18 protein-coding genes are annotated in these 20,192 nt (G+C 71.4%); 14 read left to right on the forward strand and 4 right to left on the reverse strand.

Annotated elements, in window-relative coordinates; genetic code table 11:
* Window positions 1-87: 87 nt before the first annotated feature.
* The gene (locus tag JNK12_04735) at window positions 88-972 is read left to right on the forward strand and encodes a fructosamine kinase family protein (protein ID MBL8775208.1); all 885 of its coding nucleotides are present in this window, start codon (window positions 88-90) and stop codon (window positions 970-972) included.
* A gap of 96 nt (window positions 973-1,068) precedes the next feature.
* Here JNK12_04735 and JNK12_04740 read toward each other — a convergent pair whose 3' ends face one another.
* From JNK12_04740 to JNK12_04750, 3 genes are all read right to left on the reverse strand, one after another.
* The gene (locus JNK12_04740) at window positions 1,069-3,033 is read right to left on the reverse strand and encodes a carboxypeptidase regulatory-like domain-containing protein (protein ID MBL8775209.1); all 1,965 of its coding nucleotides are present in this window, start codon (window positions 3,031-3,033) and stop codon (window positions 1,069-1,071) included.
* A gap of 107 nt (window positions 3,034-3,140) precedes the next feature.
* A complete protein-coding gene (locus JNK12_04745) occupies window positions 3,141-3,668 on the reverse strand; it encodes a response regulator transcription factor (protein ID MBL8775210.1) in 528 nt (175 codons plus the stop codon).
* Complete coding sequence (locus JNK12_04750; protein ID MBL8775211.1) at window positions 3,622-5,871, reverse strand: 4Fe-4S dicluster domain-containing protein; 2,250 nt, start codon at window positions 5,869-5,871, stop codon at window positions 3,622-3,624. Before JNK12_04750 ends, JNK12_04745 begins: the two co-directional genes overlap by 47 nt.
* A gap of 109 nt (window positions 5,872-5,980) precedes the next feature.
* Here JNK12_04750 and JNK12_04755 point away from each other — a divergent pair, with 109 nt between their 5' ends.
* The 13 genes from JNK12_04755 to JNK12_04815 all read left to right on the forward strand — a co-directional run bounded on the left by JNK12_04755 (window position 5,981) and on the right by JNK12_04815 (window position 17,926).
* Complete coding sequence (locus JNK12_04755) at window positions 5,981-6,508, forward strand: winged helix-turn-helix domain-containing protein (protein ID MBL8775212.1); 528 nt, start codon at window positions 5,981-5,983, stop codon at window positions 6,506-6,508.
* A gap of 58 nt (window positions 6,509-6,566) precedes the next feature.
* On the forward strand, window positions 6,567-6,908 hold the full coding sequence (locus JNK12_04760; protein ID MBL8775213.1) for a P-II family nitrogen regulator: 342 nt from the start codon (window positions 6,567-6,569) through the stop codon (window positions 6,906-6,908).
* A 322-nt stretch (window positions 6,909-7,230) separates the two neighbouring features.
* Window positions 7,231-8,748: an ammonium transporter gene (locus JNK12_04765; protein MBL8775214.1), complete on the forward strand. Its 1,518-nt coding sequence runs from the start codon at window positions 7,231-7,233 to the stop codon at window positions 8,746-8,748.
* 185 nt (window positions 8,749-8,933) lie between these two features.
* On the forward strand, window positions 8,934-9,464 hold the full coding sequence (locus JNK12_04770) for a winged helix-turn-helix domain-containing protein (protein MBL8775215.1): 531 nt from the start codon (window positions 8,934-8,936) through the stop codon (window positions 9,462-9,464).
* 649 nt (window positions 9,465-10,113) lie between these two features.
* Window positions 10,114-11,367, forward strand: a complete 1,254-nt coding sequence (locus tag JNK12_04775; GenBank protein ID MBL8775216.1) for an ammonium transporter — start codon at window positions 10,114-10,116, stop codon at window positions 11,365-11,367.
* A gap of 40 nt (window positions 11,368-11,407) precedes the next feature.
* A complete protein-coding gene (locus JNK12_04780; GenBank protein ID MBL8775217.1) occupies window positions 11,408-11,746 on the forward strand; it encodes a P-II family nitrogen regulator in 339 nt (112 codons plus the stop codon).
* A 204-nt stretch (window positions 11,747-11,950) separates the two neighbouring features.
* The gene (locus JNK12_04785) at window positions 11,951-14,314 is read left to right on the forward strand and encodes a DUF4040 domain-containing protein (protein ID MBL8775218.1); all 2,364 of its coding nucleotides are present in this window, start codon (window positions 11,951-11,953) and stop codon (window positions 14,312-14,314) included.
* Window positions 14,311-14,775 carry a hypothetical protein gene (locus JNK12_04790; protein MBL8775219.1) on the forward strand — a complete coding sequence of 155 codons (465 nt, stop codon included), beginning with the start codon at window positions 14,311-14,313 and terminating at the stop codon, window positions 14,773-14,775. The genes JNK12_04785 and JNK12_04790 overlap by 4 nt, the downstream gene beginning before the upstream one ends.
* The gene (locus JNK12_04795) at window positions 14,772-15,218 is read left to right on the forward strand and encodes an NADH-quinone oxidoreductase subunit K (GenBank protein MBL8775220.1); all 447 of its coding nucleotides are present in this window, start codon (window positions 14,772-14,774) and stop codon (window positions 15,216-15,218) included. Before JNK12_04790 ends, JNK12_04795 begins: the two co-directional genes overlap by 4 nt.
* On the forward strand, window positions 15,218-16,708 hold the full coding sequence (locus tag JNK12_04800; protein MBL8775221.1) for a Na+/H+ antiporter subunit D: 1,491 nt from the start codon (window positions 15,218-15,220) through the stop codon (window positions 16,706-16,708). The genes JNK12_04795 and JNK12_04800 overlap by 1 nt, the downstream gene beginning before the upstream one ends.
* Complete coding sequence (locus JNK12_04805; GenBank protein ID MBL8775222.1) at window positions 16,705-17,349, forward strand: Na+/H+ antiporter subunit E; 645 nt, start codon at window positions 16,705-16,707, stop codon at window positions 17,347-17,349. The genes JNK12_04800 and JNK12_04805 overlap by 4 nt, the downstream gene beginning before the upstream one ends.
* On the forward strand, window positions 17,346-17,600 hold the full coding sequence (locus JNK12_04810; protein MBL8775223.1) for a hypothetical protein: 255 nt from the start codon (window positions 17,346-17,348) through the stop codon (window positions 17,598-17,600). Before JNK12_04805 ends, JNK12_04810 begins: the two co-directional genes overlap by 4 nt.
* A complete protein-coding gene (locus JNK12_04815; protein ID MBL8775224.1) occupies window positions 17,597-17,926 on the forward strand; it encodes a monovalent cation/H(+) antiporter subunit G in 330 nt (109 codons plus the stop codon). Before JNK12_04810 ends, JNK12_04815 begins: the two co-directional genes overlap by 4 nt.
* Window positions 17,927-17,935: 9 nt before the next feature.
* On the opposite strand, the gene JNK12_04820 is transcribed toward JNK12_04815, so the two are convergent.
* Complete coding sequence (locus JNK12_04820) at window positions 17,936-20,116, reverse strand: hypothetical protein (GenBank protein MBL8775225.1); 2,181 nt, start codon at window positions 20,114-20,116, stop codon at window positions 17,936-17,938.
* Window positions 20,117-20,192 lie beyond the last annotated feature (76 nt).

Consider the following 20,192-nt stretch of genomic DNA (forward strand, 5'->3'; position numbering starts at 1 on the left):
AGCCGGGACCGTAGCAGCGATCCACACGTGGTGAACGTGTGAATGGCTCAGCGCCGTCGACGGGTCCTGCCCGGTACGGTCCGGGCGATGGTCGCCGATCGCTCGGGGCGGATGGAGGCATTGCGAGATGCCGTCGGCCGGAATCTGGGTGCGGAGGTGGCCTCGCTCGCCCCGGTGCACGGCGGGGACGTCGCCGAAGCGTTCCGCGTGGGCCTCGCCGACGGCTGCGTCGTGTTCGCCAAGACCCACCGCCGGCCGCCGCCCGACTTCTTCGACACCGAGGCCGCCGGCCTCACGTGGCTGCGCGGCGCCGGCACCGTCGCGGTGCCCGAGGTGCTGGCCGTCCTCGACGACCCGCCGGCGCTGGTGCTCGAGTGGATCGACGAGGGTCGGCCGGGGCCGACGACGGAGGCCGACCTGGGTCGTGCCCTCGCCGCGCTCCACGCGGCCGGTGCGCCGTGCTTCGGGCGGGAGGACCGTCGCACCACCGGGAGCCGCGGCCTGCCCAACGAGCCCCACGACACCTGGGCGGCCGCGTTCGCCGCCAACCGGCTGCTCCCCCTGGCCCGCCTGGCTCGGGACGAGGGCGCACTGCCCGAGCCGGCGTGCCGCGACCTCGAGGCCGTGGCCGACCGCCTGCCCGAGCTCGGCGGACCTCCCGAGCCGCCAGCGCGCCTGCACGGCGACCTCTGGGCGGGCAACCGACTGGTGGGCGCCGGCGGGGTCAACTGGTTGATCGACCCGGCCGCCCAGGGCGGCCACCGCGAGTTCGACCTGGCGATGATGCGGCTCTTCGGGGGCTTCGGCGGCGAGTGCTTCGCGGCCTACGCCGAGGCGTCCCCCCTCGCCGACGGCTGGGAGGCCCGGGTCCCGCTCCACCAGCTGGCGCCGCTGGCGGTGCACGCCATCAAGTTCGGCGGCTCCTACGTCGGCGCCACCCAGCAAGCCCTCGCCGCCGTCTTGAAGGGCTGAGCGGATCGACCGCCGCGCCGAACCGGCGCCGACGGCTCTGGACGTGGCGTCGACGACTCCAGACGTCCGCCGGGTGTCCGGAAGTCTCGGATCCCCTCAGGGGCGGAAGAGGGCGGCGTTGACGTTGGGCGTCGTCGTCCCGGCACTGACGTTGATGGTCGCGGCGCCGTCGTAGTTGGGGCTGTTGTTCCAATACTCGGTGACTCGTCGGCCGCTGCCGTTGACGAAGACGGCTCGGTAGGTGCCGGGCACCAGGCCGGTGAGGATGTAGGTGCCGTTGCTCGCCGTGACGGTCCCGCCGGCGATGCCCGAGGCGCCGATCGCGTACACGATGGCGCCGGGCACGGCGGCGCCGGTGGCCTGGTCGGTCACGGTGCCCGAGAAGGCGCCGCGCGCCGCGCTCCCGGCCATGGTCCCGTCCGTGTCGATGGCGGCGCCGTCGGTCACGGTCACCTGCTGGGGTGCCCCGAGGAAGCCGTCGGCGTGGCTCCCGGTGGGGTCGACGAGGTAGAGGAAGTAGGTGCCCGTCGGCGCCTGCATCAGGTAGTTGCCGGCGGCGTCGGTGGTCGCCGAGGCGGCGGTGCCGAAGTCGGAGGTCCGGAGGGCGATCACGCCGGCACCCACCACCGGGAGCCCGGTCACGGCGTCGGTGATGGTGCCGCCCATGAGCCCCGCCGGAGGCAGGAACACGGCGGGCAGGTTGTCGCCCATCTCGGTGGCGCTGTCGCCGCGCGTGGCGGTGTCCTCCTGGCCGAGCGTGCCGGCGAGGTTCTCGCCCCAACACTTCAGCGCGCCGTTGTCGAGCCGTGCGCAGGCCTGCTGTCCGCCGGCGGTCACGACGGTGGCGGTGCGGCCGGTGCCGAGGTTGACGACGGGCAGGCTGTCGCCCATCTCGTTGGGCCCGTCGCCGCGGTTGGCCGCGTTCCCGAGGCCGAGCTGGCCGGAGAGGTTGCGGCCCCAGCACTTGACGGCACCGTTGTCCAACAACGCGCAGGTGGCCCAGGTCATCGCCGCCACCGCGGTGGCGGTGCGGCCGGCGCCGAGGTCGACGGCCGGGAGGTTGTCGCCCATCTCGTTGGGCCCGTCGCCGCGGTGGTTGACGTCACCGAGGCCGAGCTGGCCGTACAGGTTGTTGCCCCAGCACTTGATCGAGCCGTCGTCCAGGAGCGCGCACACGTGGTCGTAGCCCGCGCTGATGGCGGTGGCGGTGCGACCGGTGCCGAGGGCGACGGCCGGCAGGTTGCCGCCCATCTCGGTGGGCCCGTCGCCTCGGTTGGCGGTATCGCCCAGCCCGAGCTCACCGCTGGTGTTCCGGCCCCAGCACTTGATCCGGCCGTTGTCCATCAGGGCACAGACGTGGGTCTCGCCGGCGGTGATGGCCGTGGCCGTGCGACCGGTGCCCAGGGCGACGGTGGGGAGGTTGTCGCCCATCTCGTTCGGGCCTTCGCCACGGCGGGTGGTGTCGCCTTGGCCGAGCTGGCCGTAGGCGTTGTCCCCCCAGCACTTCACCTTGGCGTTGTCGAGCAACGCACAGGTGTGGCTCACCCCACCGGTGACGGCGGTCGCCGTTCGTCCGGTGCCGAGGGCGATGGCGGGGAGGTCGTCGCCCATCTCGTTCGGGTTGTCGCCGATCGAGGCCGTGTTCCCCTGACCGAGCTGGCCGGAGTTTCCCGAGCCCCAGCACTTCAGCGACCCGTCGTCCAGGACCGCGCACATGAACGTGCGTCCTCCGGCGACCGCGCTGACGGTGCGGCCGCTGCCCACGTCGACGGTGGGGAGGAAGGCGCCCATCTCGCCCGGCTCGTCACCGCGGTTCGCCGTGTCGCCCGAACCGAGTCGGCCGTTGGCGCCCTGGCCCCAGCAGCGCAGCGCCCCCGCGTCGTTCACCACACAGACCGCACTGCCTCCGAGGGTGAGGTGCTCGAACGAGGTGGGGCTCCCCGGTGCCTCGTTGCCGTCGGCGGCGACCGGCACCGACGGTGCGCCGACCGCCAGGGCGCCCAACAGCGCCATTGCCGCCGTGGCCGCCGTCGCCCGCACCACGAACCGGATCCCGCCCATGCTCACCCGCCTCCCTGGCCCCTCCCCGGGAGCCGCATACCGACCCGTCAGCTTAGGAATCGTCGGCCCATCGTGCCGGACCCAGGGCCACACCGGCTCACGCCGGCTCAGACGTCGTCGGGGTCGGCGAGCGCCGCCGCTCGTGCCCGGTTGAGGCCTTGGCGTTGGTGGTCGGCGCGTTCGGCTTCGGTGCGCTCGAGGGCGCCCCGGACCGCGGCGACGAGGGCGTCGGCGTGCACGGGGCGCACCAGGTGGTCGTCGATGCCGGCCTGCCAGGCATCGAGCAGGTGGTGGTCGTCGTCCGCCACCATCACCACCGGCGTGGACGCCACCGCGGGCTCGGTGCGGCGCTGGACCGCCGCCAGGGTGGACAGGTTGGTGCGCTGGGCCTCGCCGCTGAAGGCGAGCACCAGCACCCGGCAGGGCGAGGCGGCGACGGCGGCCACCGCCGAGGCGGTGTCGCCGATGAGCGAGACGGGCTCGCCGAGCGGCGTGAGGAGACGACCCATCAGCTCGAGGGCGTCGGGGTCGTCGCCGGCGACCACCACCCCGGTGGTGGCGGTGCCGGACCGGTGGCCAGCGGGCTCGCTACTCCTCGACCGGCGCAGCACCGTCGGCGTCCCCTGCGCCGGCACCCGACGTCGATCCGCCGGCGGTGATGCTCACGGGCGCCTCGGAGCGCTCGAGCGCCTCGAGCACGTGCATCGCGATGTCGGCCACCTTCACTGCATCGTCGTCGAGGCCCTCGCCCTTCACCCCGTCGTCGATCATGATGTAGCAGAAGGGGCAGGCGGTGGCGACACGCTCGGCCCCGGTGGCGATGAGCTCCTGGCTGCGCTCGACGTTGACCTGCTTCCCGATGGACTCCTCCATCCACATGCGGGCGCCGCCGGCGCCGCAGCACATGCCCTTGGTGCCGTTGCGGGGGGCCTCGAGGATCTCGACACCGCCCAGCGAGCCGATGACCTTCCGGGGGGAGAGGTACACGTCGTTGTGGCGGCCGAGGTAGCACGAGTCGTGGTAGACGAGGCGCTCGTCGAGGCGGGCCCCCGAGAGGTCGAGCTTGCCCTGGTCGACCAGCCACTCGAGGAACTGGCTGTGGTGCACCACCTCGTAGTTGCCGCCGAGTTGCGGGTACTCGTTCATGAGGGTGTTGAAGCAGTGCGGGCACTGGGTGACGATCTTCTTCACGCCCATGCCGTTCAGCGTCTCGATGTTCTGCATCGCCAGCATCTGGAAGATGTACTCGTTGCCCGAGCGGCGGGCGGGGTCGCCGGTGCACAGCTCGGACGGGCCGAGGATGGCGAAGTCGATGCCGGCCCGCTGCATGAGCTTGGCCATCGACTGGGTGACCTTCTTGTTCTTGTCGTCGAACGAGCCGGCGCAGCCCACCCAGTACAGGTACTCGTGGTCGAAGGCGTCGGTGGGCTCGACCACGTCGATGCCGTCGAGGCCCTTGGCCCAGTCGGCCCGCTCACCCTGGCTCATGCCCCACGGGTTCGAGGAGTTCTCCATCGAGCGGTAGGCGTTGCCGAGCTCGGTGGGGAAGTTGGACTCCATCAGTGACAGGTAGCGCCGCATGTCGAGGATCTTGTCGAGGATCTCGATGTTGACCGGGCAGATCTCGTCGCAGGCCTTGCAGGACGTGCACGACCAGACCTCTTCGGCGGTGATGCGCTCGAAGAGCGAGTCGGCGTCGACGGTGATCTCGCGGTCGACGCCGATGGGGGGCGACACCTGCGGGCTGCCGGTGGCGGCCATGACCTCGCCCGTCTTGAGGACGATCTCTCGGGGGTCGAGGGGCTTGCCGGTGGCGTGGGCGGGGCAGACCGAGGTGCAGCGACCGCACATCGTGCAGGAGTCGGTGTCGAGCAGCTGCTTCCACGTGAGGTCGGCCACCTGGCTGGCGCCGAAGCTCTCGAGCTCGGTCTCCATCAGGTTGGGCATGGCCTTCATGGCGCCCTTGGGCCGCTCGCGGTCACGCAGGTACATGTTCATCGGGGACGTGAACATGTGGCGCAGCATGGTGGTCGGGAGGATGGCCAGGAACGCGATGAAGGCGATGACGTGGAGGCCCCAGCTGGCCTGGTGCAGCGCGTCGAGGTTGCTCCAGCCGTCGACGAGGCCCGAGAGCGGGTAGCTGACGAAGGCCCACTGCTCGAACTCGGGGCGGCCCTCCTCGGCGAGGCGGAAGATCTCGGTGGTGAAGCCCGTGACCCCGATGACGAGGAAGATGCCGAGGATCACGGCGTGCTCGGGCTTGGACTTGATGCGGATGCGGTAGGGCCGGGCGACGTAGCGCCGGACGATGGCCCAGACGATGCCGACGAGGAAGAGCAGGCCGGCGGCGTCGCCCACGAAGCTGTAGGCCTGGTACGTGGTGCCGTGGAGGAACTTGGCGCTCTCGGGGAGCTGGTGGTCGATCTCCAGCACCGTGGTGACGGCCAGCAGGATGAGGAAGCTGAAGTAGATCAGCGAGTGCATGATGCCGGCGGCGGGGTCCCGCAGCAGGGTCTGCATGAACACGCCGGCGCGGAAGTCCTTGAAGCGGCGCTTGACGTTCTTGGGGGTGGTGCGGCGGTCGTCGGGGGCGCCCCGCTCCCAGTTGCGCACCCGCTGGCTGAACAGCACCGCCCCGTACACGATCATGATCGGGATGACCGTGTAGAACGCGACGATCAGCACGTCGGGGATGTTGACGAACACCTCGCGCGCGACGTCCGAGTCGTCGTGCCACTGGGTGACGATCGGGATGATGCCCGAGCCCATGGTGAAGAGGGCGATGGCGACGCCGAGCAGGATGACGGCGACATGCGGCTTGATCGGTAGGCGCTTCATGGCGCCAACGACGCTAGCCGGGCCGATTCGCCCGCCCGAATTCCGCGCGGCCGTCCAATTCACTTCGACGAAACACTTGGGAAACCTCGCTTCCGTACCGTCCCCGCCGATGCCGGACAACGACGTGGTCCTCGTGCGCTGGCCCGATGAGGCCGAGCGGCTCGAGCAGCTGCGCGACCAGGGTCGGCCCCGTCTCCTGCTCGTCCAGACCGATGCCCCGCCTCCTGCGGTGGGCGACGGCCTCGAGGACTGGATCCGGGTGCCGGCCGACGAGATCGACCTGCGGGCCCGTGTCGACGGGCTCGAGCGGCGCTGCCGCCACCTGCGGGCCGCCCCGCCCGTGCTCGACGACGACGGCGTGCTCCGCCTCGATGACGAGTGGGTGGCGCTGCCGCCGGTCGAGCTCCGCCTGACCGCCGCCTTGCTGGAGCGCTTCGGCGCCGTCGTGAGTCGGGAGGCACTCGCCCGTGCCGGTTGGCCGTCGGGCGCTCCCGGTCGCAACGCCCTGGACGTCCACGTGCTGCGCCTCCGGCGTCGACTCGAGCCCGTCGGCCTCGCCATCCGCACCGTGCGCTCACGCGGCTACCTGCTCGAGCGTCGGACGCGTGCGAACGGCCAGATGGCCGACGGCGCCTGAACCTGCCGGAGCGGTCGGTCGAAACCGCTCTCCTCTTCTCGCTCATCCTGGAGACCCCATGCCCGTGCTCGTGACCGCGATCATCAAGCCCTTCAAGCTCGAAGAGGTGCGTGAGGCGCTCTTGGGGGCCGGGATCGCCGGGCTCACGGTGAGCGAGGTGCAGGGCTACGGCCGCCAGGCGGGCCGGACCGAGACCTTCCGCGGGGCCGAGTACACCGTCGAGTACGTCCCCAAGATCCGCCTCGACCTCATCGTGGATGACGGCGACGCGGACCGGGCGGTCGAGGTGGTCACCGAGGCGGCCAAGACGGGCAAGATCGGCGACGGCAAGGTCTGGTCGATGCCCCTCGAGCGCGTCGTCCGCGTCCGCACGGGCGAGCAGGGCGTCGACGCGATCTGATCGCCGCGGCCCGCCGGCCGCGCCCGGGCACGAGTCGATCCAGCACGGAAGTACGAAGAGAGGCGCCCGACGCGGGCGCCTCTTCCTCGTTGCGTCGACGTTCCTGCGGTCGGTCCCGAGATGCGAAAGAAAGGCGAAAGGAACGCGGGACAGGACCGCGAGACGCCTGTGTGGAGCCGTTCACATCGGCGTCACTGTCTCGTGATCGGCCCTACCTAGGTTCCTTCCGAGCGGGCGAACTGCCCGCGTGGTGGAACCAACGAAAGGAATCGGACATGTCAGCACCTCGTACCACGAGGTCACGCACGAGGGGAGCGTGTCGATGAAGAAGAAGCTCCTGGTGGGCGCCGGCATCACCGGCGCACTTGTCCTCCTGACCTCGGTGGCGGCCGGCGCTCAGGACGTCGACCCCGTCGAGGCAGTGACCGATCTCGGCATCCAGCTGAACCTGCTCTGGGTCGTCATCGGCGCCATCCTCGTCATCTTCATGCAGGCCGGGTTCGCCCTGGTCGAGACCGGCTTCTGCCGGGCCAAGCACGCCTCGCACGTGGTCTCCACGAACTTCGCCATCTTCGGCCTCGGCTTCGTGGCGTTCTTCCTGGTCGGCTACCCCCTGATGTTCGGCGGCTACAGCCTCCCGCTCATCGGCATGGATACGCCGACGGGCACGAACCTCATCGGCTCGGGTGAGTGGGTCTTCCTGTGGCAGGGAGGCTGGGCCGGCAGCGGCTCCGCCTTCTACACCGCCGGAGCGATGGCCTTCTTCCTCTACATGGTGGCCTTCATGGACACCGTGGCGACCATCCCCACCGGGGCCATGGCCGAGCGGTGGAAGTGGAGCGCCTTCGTGGGATGGGGCCTCTTCTGCGGCGCCATCTACTACCCGCTGTTCGGGGCCTGGACGTGGGGCGGCGGCTGGCTGGCCCAGCTCGGCAACTCCATGGACCTGGGCGCCGGCTACGTGGACTTCGCCGGCTCCGGCGTGGTGCACGCCGTCGGTGGTGTGGCCGGCCTCGCCGGTGCACTGGTCCTCGGGGCCCGCATCGGCAAGTTCAACGAGGACGGCTCGGCCAACGTGATGCCGGGCCACCACATCCCCATGGCCATGCTGGGCACCTTCATCCTGCTCTTCGGCTGGTTCGGGTTCAACGCCGCCTCGACGTTCGCGGCCACCGACACCCGCTTCGCCGTCGTGGCCCTGAACACCGCCCTCGCCGCCGCCTTCGGTGCCACCACGGCGATGTTCTTCATGATGAGCCGCGGTGACAAGAAGCCGGACCCCGGCATGATGGTCAACGGCATGCTCGGCGGCCTCGTGGCCATCACCGCCCCGTGCGCCTTCGTGCAGCCCTGGGCGGCAGCGGTCATCGGCATCATCGCCGGCCTGCTGATCCCGGTGTCGCTGGGCTTCTTCGAGAAGCGCGGCATCGACGACCCGGTGGGCGCCATCTCGGTCCACGGCGTGGGCGGCATCTTCGGTGTGCTCTGCGTGGGGATCTTCGCCGACGGCCAGTACGGCGCCGGCTGGAACGGCACCGAGGTCACCGGCATCACCGGCATCCTCTACGACACCTCGGACGGCGCCAAGCAGCTGGCCTCGCAGGCCATCGGCGCCCTCGTGATCTGCACGGTGATCTTCGGGGTGGCCTACGCCTTCTTCAAGATCCAGAACGCGGTCATGAAGGGTGGGATCCGCAGCAAGGAGGCCGACGAGATCGAGGGCCTCGATCTGCCCGAGATGGGCATGCTCGCCTACCCCGAGTTCATGGGCTCGCACGTCCCTGGCCTCGAGGAGCAGCAGACCCACGATCCGTCCGGCGTGGAGATGACCCACAAGTAGTCGTCACCTCCGCACCACAGCAGCGTCCGGGACGGGTGCGGGCCTTCGGGCCCGCACCCGCTCCGCGCCCCGGCTCGAGGCACCGCCCAGCGCCCCGGGGAGGTCAGAAAGCCGAAAGAGTATGGCCATGAAGCGGTCATCTCTCCGCGACAGGGCGGAGACCCGGTCTCCGTAGCGTCCCGGCCATGTCCCTCCTGGCCCCGACGGGCGTCGTCGCCGACGTCGTTCTGGTGCGCTGGCCGAGTGAACGGGTCGAGCGGGACCGCCTCGCCGCCGAGGGCGTCCCCCGGCTCCTCCTGGTGGCGGCCGGCGCGACGCCGCCGGAGGGCGGGGACCCACGTGAGGACTGGATCCGCACCCCGGCGGACCCCGTGGATCTCCACCATCGGATCGAAGCGCTCCGTCGAGCGAGCGCCCCCCCGGATGCCGTCCACCTCGACGAGGGGGGCCTGCTCTGGCGAGGTGCGCACTGGGTGGCCCTCGCCCCGGTCGAGCAGGCCCTCGCGGCGCGACTGCTCGAGCCACCCGGTCGCCTCGTGGGCCGCCACGAGTTGCTCGGGGCGGTGTGGCCCGACCAGGACGTCGAGGAGCGGGCGCTCGACCGCGGGGTCGCCCGCCTGCGCCGCAAGGTCGACCACCTCGGGGTGCGGGTCCACACCGTGCGTGGGTGCGGCTACCTCCTCGCCGTGGGCGTGCTGGGCGGCCTCCCGTCGTGAGCCGATCACGGAAGCGGTGGGCCGTGCCCCACCACCGGCCTCGTCCGGTCGTCCTGGCGGCCGCGCTGGTGGTCGCCCTCGGGGTGGCGGCGATGGGCGGAGCGGCGATCCGCGCCGACGGACCGAGCTGGCTCCCGGACCGTTCCGGCCACACCGAGCGCGCAGTCGTCGCGGCGGTACGTGCACCTTCTCCGGTGCGGGGCCCGGACACGCACCGGGTCGCGCCGGCGCTCGGCGTGCTCGCGATGGCGTCGGTCGTGATCGCGACGCGGTGGTGTCGTCTCGCCGGCGGTCGGACCGGGTCGCGGCCGCGCCCGATTCGTCCCTTTCAGGTCCCGCGCGGCCCGCCGCTCGGCTCCGTGGTGTGACGACGCCGGGGAGCCCCCCGGCGTCGCCTTCCTCGTCACCGCCGCGGTGGCCTGAGACCTTTGGAGAGACGAATGAGCATTCTCGCGACGCGCCGAGTGGCGTGCCCGCCCAACCCTGACCACGAGCGCACCGGCTCGGTGCGCTCCGCGCTGGACAGGGTCCATTCACCCCGAGGAAACACTCGGGAAACAACTGACTCGTACCTTTCGTGCGTCCGACGACCCGGAGGCAACGACATGACCGCACCGCCCGAGACGCAGCGCACGGAAGGGGTTCGCTGATGGATACCGGAGACGCCGCATGGGTGCTGACGTCGTCAGCGCTCGTCCTGTTCATGACGCCGGGACTGGCCCTGTTCTACGGGGGCATGGACCGCAGTCGGAACGTCCTCAACATGTTGATGATGAACTTCTGGTGCCTGCTGGTCATCCCGCTCGTGTGGGTGATCGCCGGGTTCTCCCTCGCCTACAGCGGGGCCGGATCGGTCATCGGCAACTTCGACTGGTTCTTCCTCAGCGACCTGACCATCACCGACGAGGGTGGCGGATCGACGTTGTTGGCGGTGATCTTCCTCGGCATGTTCGCGGTGATCACCCCGGCGCTCATCTCGGGCGCGGTCGCCGACCGCATGAAGTTCTCGGCGTGGGCGCTCTTCGTCCCGCTGTGGCTCGTCCTCGTCTACTGCCCGGTGTCCTTCTGGATCTACGGCGGCGTGTGGGGCGAGGGCCTGACCGGCTGGCTCGGCTCGCGTGGCTCGCTCGACTTCGCCGGCGGCACGGTCATCCACGTCAACGCCGGCATCGCTGCACTGGCCGGAGTCCTGGCCCTGGGCAAGCGCAAGGGCTGGCCGGGTGAGGGCCACCCGCCCCACTCGATGCCGCTGGTCATGCTGGGCACCGGCATCCTCTGGTTCGGCTGGTTCGGCTTCAACGCCGGCTCGGCCTTCGCCGCCAACGGGGTCGCCATCCAGGCCTTCATGAACACCTTCCTGGCTGCGGCGGCCGCCGGTCTGGCCTGGGCCGTGGTGGAGCGCATCCGTGACGGGCACTTCACCAACCTCGGCGTGGCCTCCGGCATCGTCGCCGGGCTCGTGGCCATCACCCCCGGTGCCGGCTTCGTGGCGGGCATGTCGCCCATCTGGATCGGGCTCATCGCCGGCATCGTGTGCAGCTTCGCCGTGGGGCTGAAGTTCAAGGCGGGCTACGACGACGCCCTCGACGTCGTCGGCGTGCACTTCGTGGGCGGCCTCGTGGGCTCGCTCCTGATCGGGCTCTTCGCCGATCCCGAGTTCTTCGGGGGCGAGTTCAAGGAGGGCCTGTTCTACGGCGGGGGCCTCGAGCTCCTGGGCGAGCAGGCGCTGGCCAACGGTGTGGTCATCGTGTTCTCGTTCGTGGTGACCTTCCTGCTGTTCAAGGTGCTGGACGCGACCCTGGGCATCCGGGTGAGCGAGAAGACCGAGCTCACCGGGCTCGATCTCGAAGAGCACTCGGAGACCGCCTACCACGGCGGCACGCAGACCATGGAGCGCATGTGATGGCGCACAACGGGACAGATCCCAGAAAGGACGGCGACCGATGAAACTCGTCACCGCCATCATCAAGCCGTACAAGCTCGACGACGTGAAGGACGCCCTCAAGGCGGCCGGCGTGGTGGGCATCACCGTCTCGGAGGTCCGGGGCTTCGGTCGCCAGGGCGGCCACTCCGAGACCTACCGGGGCTCGGAGTACAAGATCGACTTCGTGCCGAAGGTGAAGCTCGACGTCGTGGTCGATGACGAGGACGCCACCAAGGTCGTCGACGCCATCGTGGCCAGCGCGGCCACGGGCGAGATCGGCGACGGCAAGCTCTGGGTCCTCGATGTCGGCGAGGTGGTCCGGATCCGCACGGGCGAGCGCGGGAGCGACGCCCTCTAGCGAGCGCCCGACGCCCGGGAGGTGCCCCGGCCCACACGGGCCGGGGCACCTCACCCGGTCGGAACGAGCCGTCACATTCCGGACTCAATCCCGGAACCGAGCCGAAACCGTTCCTTCGTACTCTCCGCCTTCGCCGGGCCGGACGCCTGATCCGTCCCGAGCGACCCCGACCGACCCGACTCCGAGGAGCCTCCGCTGACCGCCGTGCTGCTGTTCCATGTGGCACTGGGTCTGGCCCTCGTCGCCGCGGGCCACCGCCTCGGTCGGCGGGCCTTCGCCGTCGCGGCCCTGGCGCCGCTCGCCGGCTTCGTGTGGGCCGCGGCGCGCTACCCCGAGGTGATCGACGGGGAGGTCGTCGCCCAGCAGTGGACCTGGGTCCCCGCCCTCGGGCTGTCGATCGACCTGCGCCTGAACGGCTTCGCCCTGCTGATGTTCCTGTTGATCACGGGGATCGGGTTCCTCGTCCAGGCGTACGCCCGCCAGTACTTCGCCCCGGACCGTGAAGGCCTACACCGCCTCGCCGGGCTGTTGCTGCTGTTCACCGGCGCCATGCTCGGCGTCGTCACGGCGGCCAACCTGCTCGTGCTCTACCTGGCCTGGGAGCTGACGTCGGTCACGTCGTACCTCCTCATCGGGTGGACCGACCGCGACCCCAAGGCCCGAGCCTCCGCCCTCCAGGCTCTGCTGACGACGGGCGCCGGCGGCGTGGCCATGCTGGGCGGCTTCGTGTTGATCGGGGAGTCCGCCGGCACCTACGACCTCGCCGCGCTGGCGGCTTCGCCCCCGACCGGCACGGTGGTGGACGTCGCGGTCGTGCTCGTCCTCCTCGGCGCGTTCACCAAGTCCGCGCAGTTCCCGTTCTCGGCCTGGCTTCCGGGGGCCATGGTGGCGCCGACGCCGGTGAGCGCCTTCCTGCACTCGGCGACCATGGTGAAGGCCGGCGTGTACCTGATCGCCCTCCTGGCGCCGATCTTCGCCGGCGACGGGATCTGGCGGCCGCTGGTGATCGGTGTCGGGCTGATCACGATGCTCACCGGCGGCTGGAGGGCGCTGCGCCAGTACGACCTGAAGCGCATCCTCGCCTACGGGACGGTCAGCCAGCTCGGCTTCATGGTGGTGCTGTTCGGGGCGGGCCTTCCCGAGGCCACGGTCGCCGGGGTGACGCTGTTGCTGGCCCACGCCCTGTTCAAGGCCGGCCTCTTCCTCGTGGTGGGCGTCATCGACCACCAGGCCCACACGCGCGACATCCGCGCCCTGGGCGCCTACGGGCCCGGGTGGCGGGGTCCCCTGGTCGTGGCCCTCTTGTCGGGCGCGTCCATGGCGGGCATCCCACTGCTCTTCGGGTTCGTGGCCAAGGAGCTCGCCTACGACGCCTGGGTGCACGGCGAGCTCGCCGGCAGCGCACTGGTGCTCGCCGGCATCGTCGCCGGTTCGGTGCTCACGTTCGCCTACACCGCTCGCCTGCTGCTCGGCGCCTTCCGGCCGGGCGTGCTGAGCGAGCGCGACGTGGTGGAAGGCCCCGTGCCGATCGAACCACCGCCGGCCCCCGCCACGGCGTTCTGGCTGCCGGCCGCGGTGCTCGGGGCCCTCACCGTGGTGCTCGGCCTCGTGCCGAACCTGGCCTCGGGGATGGTGGGCGCCGCCGCGCACAGCATCGACCCCGGGGTGGAGCACGTGCACCTGGCCATCTGGCACGGGTTCAACCCGGCCCTCGCGCTCTCCGGCCTGACCGTGCTGCTCGGGGTGTTGCTCGTGGTAGGCGGGCCGGTCGTGGCCCGACTGCAGCGGGCCCTGCCCCACCCGGTCGACGGGGACGTCGCCTACCTCGGTACCATGCGCACGCTCAACCGCGTGGCCGACCGCGTCACCGGGGTCATGCAGTCGGGCTCGCTCCCGGTCTACCTGGCGGTCATCCTCACGACCGCGGCCGTCGTGCCCGGGTGGGCGCTGCTCCAGGGTCCGGCGCCGGCTCTGCCGCCCCTCACGTCCGGTCCGGGCGACTGGGCGGCGGCCGCGCTGCTCGTGTGCGGCGGCGCCGCGGCCGCCGTGGTGCGCCAGCGCATGGCGGCGGTGCTGTGCCTCGGGGCCGTGGGCTTCGGCATGGCGCTGGTCTTCGTCCTCCAGGGGGCTCCGGACCTCGCGCTCACCCAGGTCTGCGTCGACACCATCGGCGCCGTGGTGTTCGTCCTGGTCCTGCGCCACCTGCCGCAGCGCTTCGGCGTCCGTGCCACCCCCTTCGGGCGGACGCTGCGCCTGGTCGTCTCCGGGCTGGTCGGGCTGTTCGTGCTCGGCTTCCTCCTCGTGGCCGGCGACGCCCGAGTCGACCCGAGCATCTCGAGCGCTTTCATCGAGCGGGCCCTCGAGGAGGGCGGCGGGCGCAACGTCGTCAACGTGGTGCTCGTCGACATCCGCGGGTTCGACACCATGGGAGAGATCACGGTGCTCGCCGTCGCATCGATCGGCGTGTACGCGCTCGCCCGTCTCTCGCGGCGCGAGCGCCACGAGGACCGCTCCTTCACCCCGGCGCGGGCCGCCCGTGACGCCGACGAGGCGCGAGGTCGCTCGTGAGGCGGTCGCTGATCCTCGACGTGGTGGTGCGCCTGGTGTTCCACTCGGCGCTCCTGCTCGGCCTGTTCCTCCTGTTCACGGGCCACAACCGTCCCGGCGGCGGCTTCGTCGGCGGACTCGTGGCGGGCGCAGCGGTTTCCCTGCGTTACGTGGCGGGCGGCATCGACGAGGTGCGCGACACGTTGCCCGTCCGCCCGTGGACGCTGCTGGGCACCGGCCTGGTGATCGCCGCCTCGACATTGCTCCTGCCCCTGGTGTTCGGCCGCCAGCTCATGGAGCACGCCAAGCTCGACCTCCACCTCGGGATCCTCGGCGAGGCGCACGTCAACACCGCACTCTTCTTCGACGTCGGGGTCGCCTTCGTGGTCGTGGGCATGGTGCTGCTCCTGCTGGTCGCGTTCGGCGAGCGCCTGCCGCTGTTCGGCGCCCCGTGGCTGCTCCGGGACGAGCGGGACCGATGAGCCTCGTGCTCGCCGTCAGCGCGGCGGCCCTCTTCTCGCTCGGCACCTGGCTGCTGCTCCAGCGCAGCCTGAGCCGCATCATCATCGGGCTCGGCCTGCTCGGCCACGGCGCCAACCTGCTCCTGATGCTCTCGGGTCAACGGCGGGGCGTCGCCCCCTTCGTCGGCTCGATCGGCTCGAGCCGCCCCGCCGACCCGATGCCGCAGGCACTGGCCCTCACCGCCATCGTGATCTCGTTCGGCGTGACGGCCTTCCTGCTGGCGCTGGCCTACCGCAGTTGGCAGCTCACCGGCGACGACCTGGTCGAGGACGACGTCGAGGATCGACGCATCGCCCGGGAGGGCGAAGGTGCCGTCGACGAGGAGGTCGTGGACCAGGAGGCGCTGTCGGCCGCGACCGTCGACGCCGACAGCGGCGGCGAGACGACCGGGGAGGAGGGGTGATGCGCGTCCTGTTGCCGCTGCCCGTGGTCCTCCCGCTGTTGGGGGCCGGGCTCTCCATGGCGGCGGCACGGCGGCGGTGGCTCCAGCGGGCCATCGGGATCGGTGTGCTCAGCATCACAACTGCGGTCTCGGTCGCCATCCTCGTGGGGGTCGATCAGGACGGTCCCGCCGCGGCGTTCATGGGGGGCTGGGAGGCGCCGGTCGGCATCTCGCTCGTGGCCGACCGCTTCAGCGCGCTGCTCCTCGCCGTTGCGTCGCCCGTGCTCGTGGCCGTGCTCATCTTCGCCATCGGCCAGCCCGGGACCGAGCGCGAGCAGCCCGGCTTCCACCCCGTCTACCTCGTGCTGGCCGCGGGGGTCGCCCTGTCGTTCCTCACCGGTGACCTGTTCAACCTGTTCGTGGCCTTCGAGATGATGCTCACCGCGAGCTACGTGCTGATCACCATCGGCGGGCGCGCCGACCAGGTGCGGTCGGGCATGACCTACGTGGTCATCAACCTCGTGGCGTCGGTGCTGTTCGTGGGGATGCTCGGCCTGCTGTACGCCGCGCTGGGCACCGTGAACATGGCCGACCTGGCCGAGGGCATGGGGTCGTTGTCGCCCAGCCTCCGCCTCGCGTTCGCCCTGATGATGTTCGTGGTCTTCGGGATCAAGGCCGCGGTCTTCCCTCTCTTCTTCTGGCTACCCGACAGCTACCCGACGGCGCCGACCGCGGTCACGGCCGTGTTCGCAGGCCTACTCACCAAGGTCGGCGTCTACTGCATCATCCGGACCCAGACGCTGATCGTGCCGGAAGCGGATCGACCCATCGGCTTCCTGCTCGTCATCGCCGGGCTCACCATGGTGATCGGCGTCCTCGGCGCCATCGCCCAGAACGACATGAAGCGCATCTTGAGCTTCCACATCGTCAGCCAGATCGGGTACATGATCCTCGGCCTCGCCCTGTTCACCGTGGCTGGCGTCGCCGCCGCCATCTTGTTCGTGGTCAACCAGATCGTCCTCAAGAGCACCCTGCTGCTGAGCGCCGGAATGGTCGACCACTCCGCCGGCTCGGCCCAGCTGACGCGCATCGGCGGCCTGGCCCGGAAGTTCCCGGTGCTCGGCTGGATCTTCCTGCTGCCGGCGCTGAGCCTCGCCGGCATCCCGCCGTTCTCCGGCTTCGTGGCCAAGCTGGCCGTGGTCGAGGCCGGCTTCGACGAGAAGGCGTGGGCCGTGGTCGCGGCCAGCCTGGCCGTGAGCGTCCTGACCCTCTACTCCATGACCAAGATCTGGGGCGGCGCCTTCTGGGGCACGCCCGAGGTGGTGCTCGAGCCCGGTGACGCGGCCACGGCGCGCTTCGGTGGCACCGTCCCGATGGTGGTGTCCACCGGCGCCCTGGTGGTGGGCACGGTGGCCCTGGCCCTGTTCGCCGGGCCCCTCTACGAGCTCTGCCAACGGGCGGCGGTCGACCTGCTCGACCCCGTCGCCTACCGGACGGCGGTCCTCGGATGAGCGGGGGCCGCGTCACCGCCGGCCGGGCCGTGATCGCCACGTGGTTGACGGTCATGTGGGTGCTGCTGTGGGGCGACCTGAGCCTGGCCAACGTGCTGACCGGCGTGGTCGTGGCCGTCGGGCTCGTCCTCGTCTTTCCGCCGGCGACCTCCAACGACGACCCGATCGTCGTGCGCCCCGTGGCCGCAATCTCGTTCCTGGTGTGGTTCCTCTGGCAGTTGGTCATCACCAACGTGGCAGTGGCGCGCGAGGTGCTCTTGCCCCGGACCCGGTCGCAGATCCGCCCCGCCGTGGTCGCCGTGCGGCTGCGCACCCGGTCCGGTCGCCTCGCCACCATCATCGCCAACGCCATCACCTTGACCCCGGGGACCCTCACCATCGACGCCCGCGGCCGACCGGCGCTGTTGTACGTGCACGTCCTCTCCTTCACCGACGAGGCCTCCGCGGTCGCCGACGTGGAGGACCTCGAGCGACGTGCCGTGCGCGCCTTCGGGACCGCCGAGGACGTGGCCCGGGTCTGTGGCGACCCCGCAGTGCTCGACGGCGCCGGCAGTGCGGGCGGGTCGGAGGGATCGGGCGGGTCGGATGGGTCGGATGGGTCGGATGGGTCGGATGGGTCGGATGGGGAGGCCTCGCCGTGATCGCCGCCGCACTCGTGCTGCTCGCCATCGGCGGCGCCGGCTTCCTCGCCAAGCTGGTGATCGGCCCGACCCTGGCCGACCGGGTGGTGTCGCTCGACGGCCTCCTCACCATCGTGGTCACCGCCATGGCCGCCTGGGGCGCCTACACCGGCCGCAGCACCTACCTCACCGTCGGGGTGGTGGTGGCGCTGGTGGCCTTCCTCGGCACGTCGGCGTTCGCCCGCTTCATCGAGGGAGGCCGGCGCCGGTGAGCGACGTCGTCGGGAGCTTCCTCATCCTGGTGGGGGCCGCCTTCGGCGCCCTGTCGGGCATCGGCCAGGTCCGCTTCAGCGACCTGATGACCCGCATGCACATCGCCACGAAGCCGGGCACGCTCGGCCTTCTCCTGGTGGCCACCGGGGCCATGTTCCACATCAACAGCGCCGGCGCCATCACCCTGCTCGTGCTCACCATCATCTTGCAGTTCGTCACCGCGCCCGTGTCGGCGCACCTGGTCGGCCGGGCCGCGCACCGCCACGGCGACTGGGAGCGTGACGACGTCGTGATCGACCACCTGGCCGAGGACGACCAGCTCTGACCGGTCGGCTCAGCGGTCGTCGCCGAGCACCTCGTCCCACCGCACCTGCACCTCGCCGGGCTCGGGCTGCTCGAACTCGTCGGTGTCGATGGCGAGACGGAGGGTCCCGTCGCCGCCCGGGTACGTGAGGCGGTAGGGGTACACCCCGAAGAAGTGGTCGACGGCGTAGAAGCCGTCGTGCTCCGGACGGGGCTCGACGAGGAACGAGGTGTCGGCGGGGTCGTCGGAGATGCGCTCGAGGTGGCGCAGCAGGGCGAGCACGTCCTCGCCGCCGCGGTGGGCGGCCCGCAATCCGATGACCTGGCCGACGACGCAGAGGGTGACGAGGCTGACCGCGAGGGCAAGGCCCACGGTGCGCAGGCGGTGCCACACCGTCAGGGCGATGCCCGTCAGCACCATGGCGGTGCCGACCGCCGAGGCCCCGTAGAGGCGGTTGGACAGCCCGACGGTGTCCCCGGGGAGTAGCAGCGTGGTCACCAGGCCGAGGGCCATGACGGCCGTGCCGCTGAGGACGAGGGTGGGGCCCCGGTCCCGGCCGCGATCGCCCTGCCACCAGGCGACGAGGCAGCACACGATCCCGACCGCGACCCCGACCTCGAGCGCGCGCAGGAGGAGCCCGGACGTGTCGTCGGTCGACAGGAGACCCGAGGAGACGTGGCCGGCCCAGGTGTCCCAGGCGCTCGGCGGCCGCCACGCCACCGGATACTTGGGATGCTCGGCGATCCACCAGACCACGAGCCCCATCCCGCCCACCATGACCGCCCGGTGCCAGGGACGCAGCGAGCGCACGATCGGGAGCTCGGGGCGGGGCGGCGCCAGGGTTCCGCCCACCAGGACTGCGGCGGCGAAGCAGATCGGGATGGTGAACTCGTAGGCCAGCATCGAGGCCGCGAAAGCGAGCAGCGCGACCAGCCAGCGTCCCTTGGACACCAGCAGCACGCCGACGCAACAGAGCGCCAGGGACACCACACCCTGGCTGGCCGCGGCCCACACGGTCAGGGCGCTGTGGTTGGCGGTGAGCACCCAGAGCCCGGCCACCAGCACGGGGACCGGCGCCGGGAAGAAGCGGGCGAGCGCGTAGTAGAGCGCGAGGGCAGCAGCCAGGTTGAGCAGGGTCACCAGGGCGAACAGGACCAGGGGTCGCCCGTCGGCCAGCCCGAAGAGGGTGGTGAGCCAGGCCCACTTCACGGGCAGCTCGGTGCGGGTGAACTCCGGGACGGTGTGCAGCAGGCCGAGCTCCTGGTGGCGGTAGACCAGCAGCCAGTCGTCGAGGATGAGCCTCGGTCCCAGGACGGCGTAGTACAGCGCGCGGCCGGCCACGAGGGCCGACACGACCGCCGGCCCGAGCCACCGCCAGGGGAGCGCGGGCGGGGGCGCATCGCCGCCCGGCTGGGGCGACTCGTCGGGCCCGATGGTGACGCTCTCCGTGGTGCCGCTCTCGTCGGTGGCCGTGGCGCCGTTGCCCTCGCCGACGGGGGCGCCGACGGTGGCTGGGGCCCTGGTCGGCCCCCCGGCCAGGGCCGGGGCCCGCGTCCGCTCGAACCACCAGACCCCGACCACCGCCAGTCCGAGGAGCAGCCCGAGGAGCGCCCCGCGGCCCGTCGCCGGGAGCACGGGGCGGGCCACCGGGCAACAAGGCACCGCCGCCTCGGCGACCGGGCCGCCGGCGGGGCCGAGCTCGACGGTGTCCTCCGCAGCGCCGAGTCGGCCCTGGGCCACCTCGGCGTCGGCGCCGGTCGCGGCGTCGGCCTGCTCTCTCAGTGTCGGCAGCGCCTCCCGGGCCTCCGCCTGGGCCACCTCGACGCGCTGTTGGCCGAAGATGGCGGCCGCCGCGGTGGCGGCGTTCACGGCGAGGGCGGGGTCGTCGGCCTCGGCGGTGAAGCGCAGCACGTGGTCGTCGACCGCTTCGACGTCCAGCGAGTGGTCGTAGGTCAGCTCGGTCTCGACCGACCCGCGCACCCGGTCGCTCCCGGCGAAGGCGATCGCACCTGCCATGGCCTCGTCGGGGGCGAGCGCCGCGACCTCGGGGTCCCAGTGGGCACTGGGGAGGACGACGTCCATCGAGAAGTCCACGTGGCTGCGGTAGCGGTCGTCGGCCCGGGCGGCGTCGAGGGCGAACACGGCCGCCGTGACCACCAGGCAGGCGGCGACCACCACGATCGACGACCGGAGGTGCTGCCGCTCGGCCACGGCGCTGGTCTAGCCCACGGGCGCCCCTCCCTGGGACGGACGTCAGCGGGATGTTACGAACTGTTTACGGAATGTC

Source organism: Acidimicrobiales bacterium, from assembly GCA_016794585.1.
Taxonomy (GTDB): domain Bacteria; phylum Actinomycetota; class Acidimicrobiia; order Acidimicrobiales; family DATDAH01; genus JAEUJM01.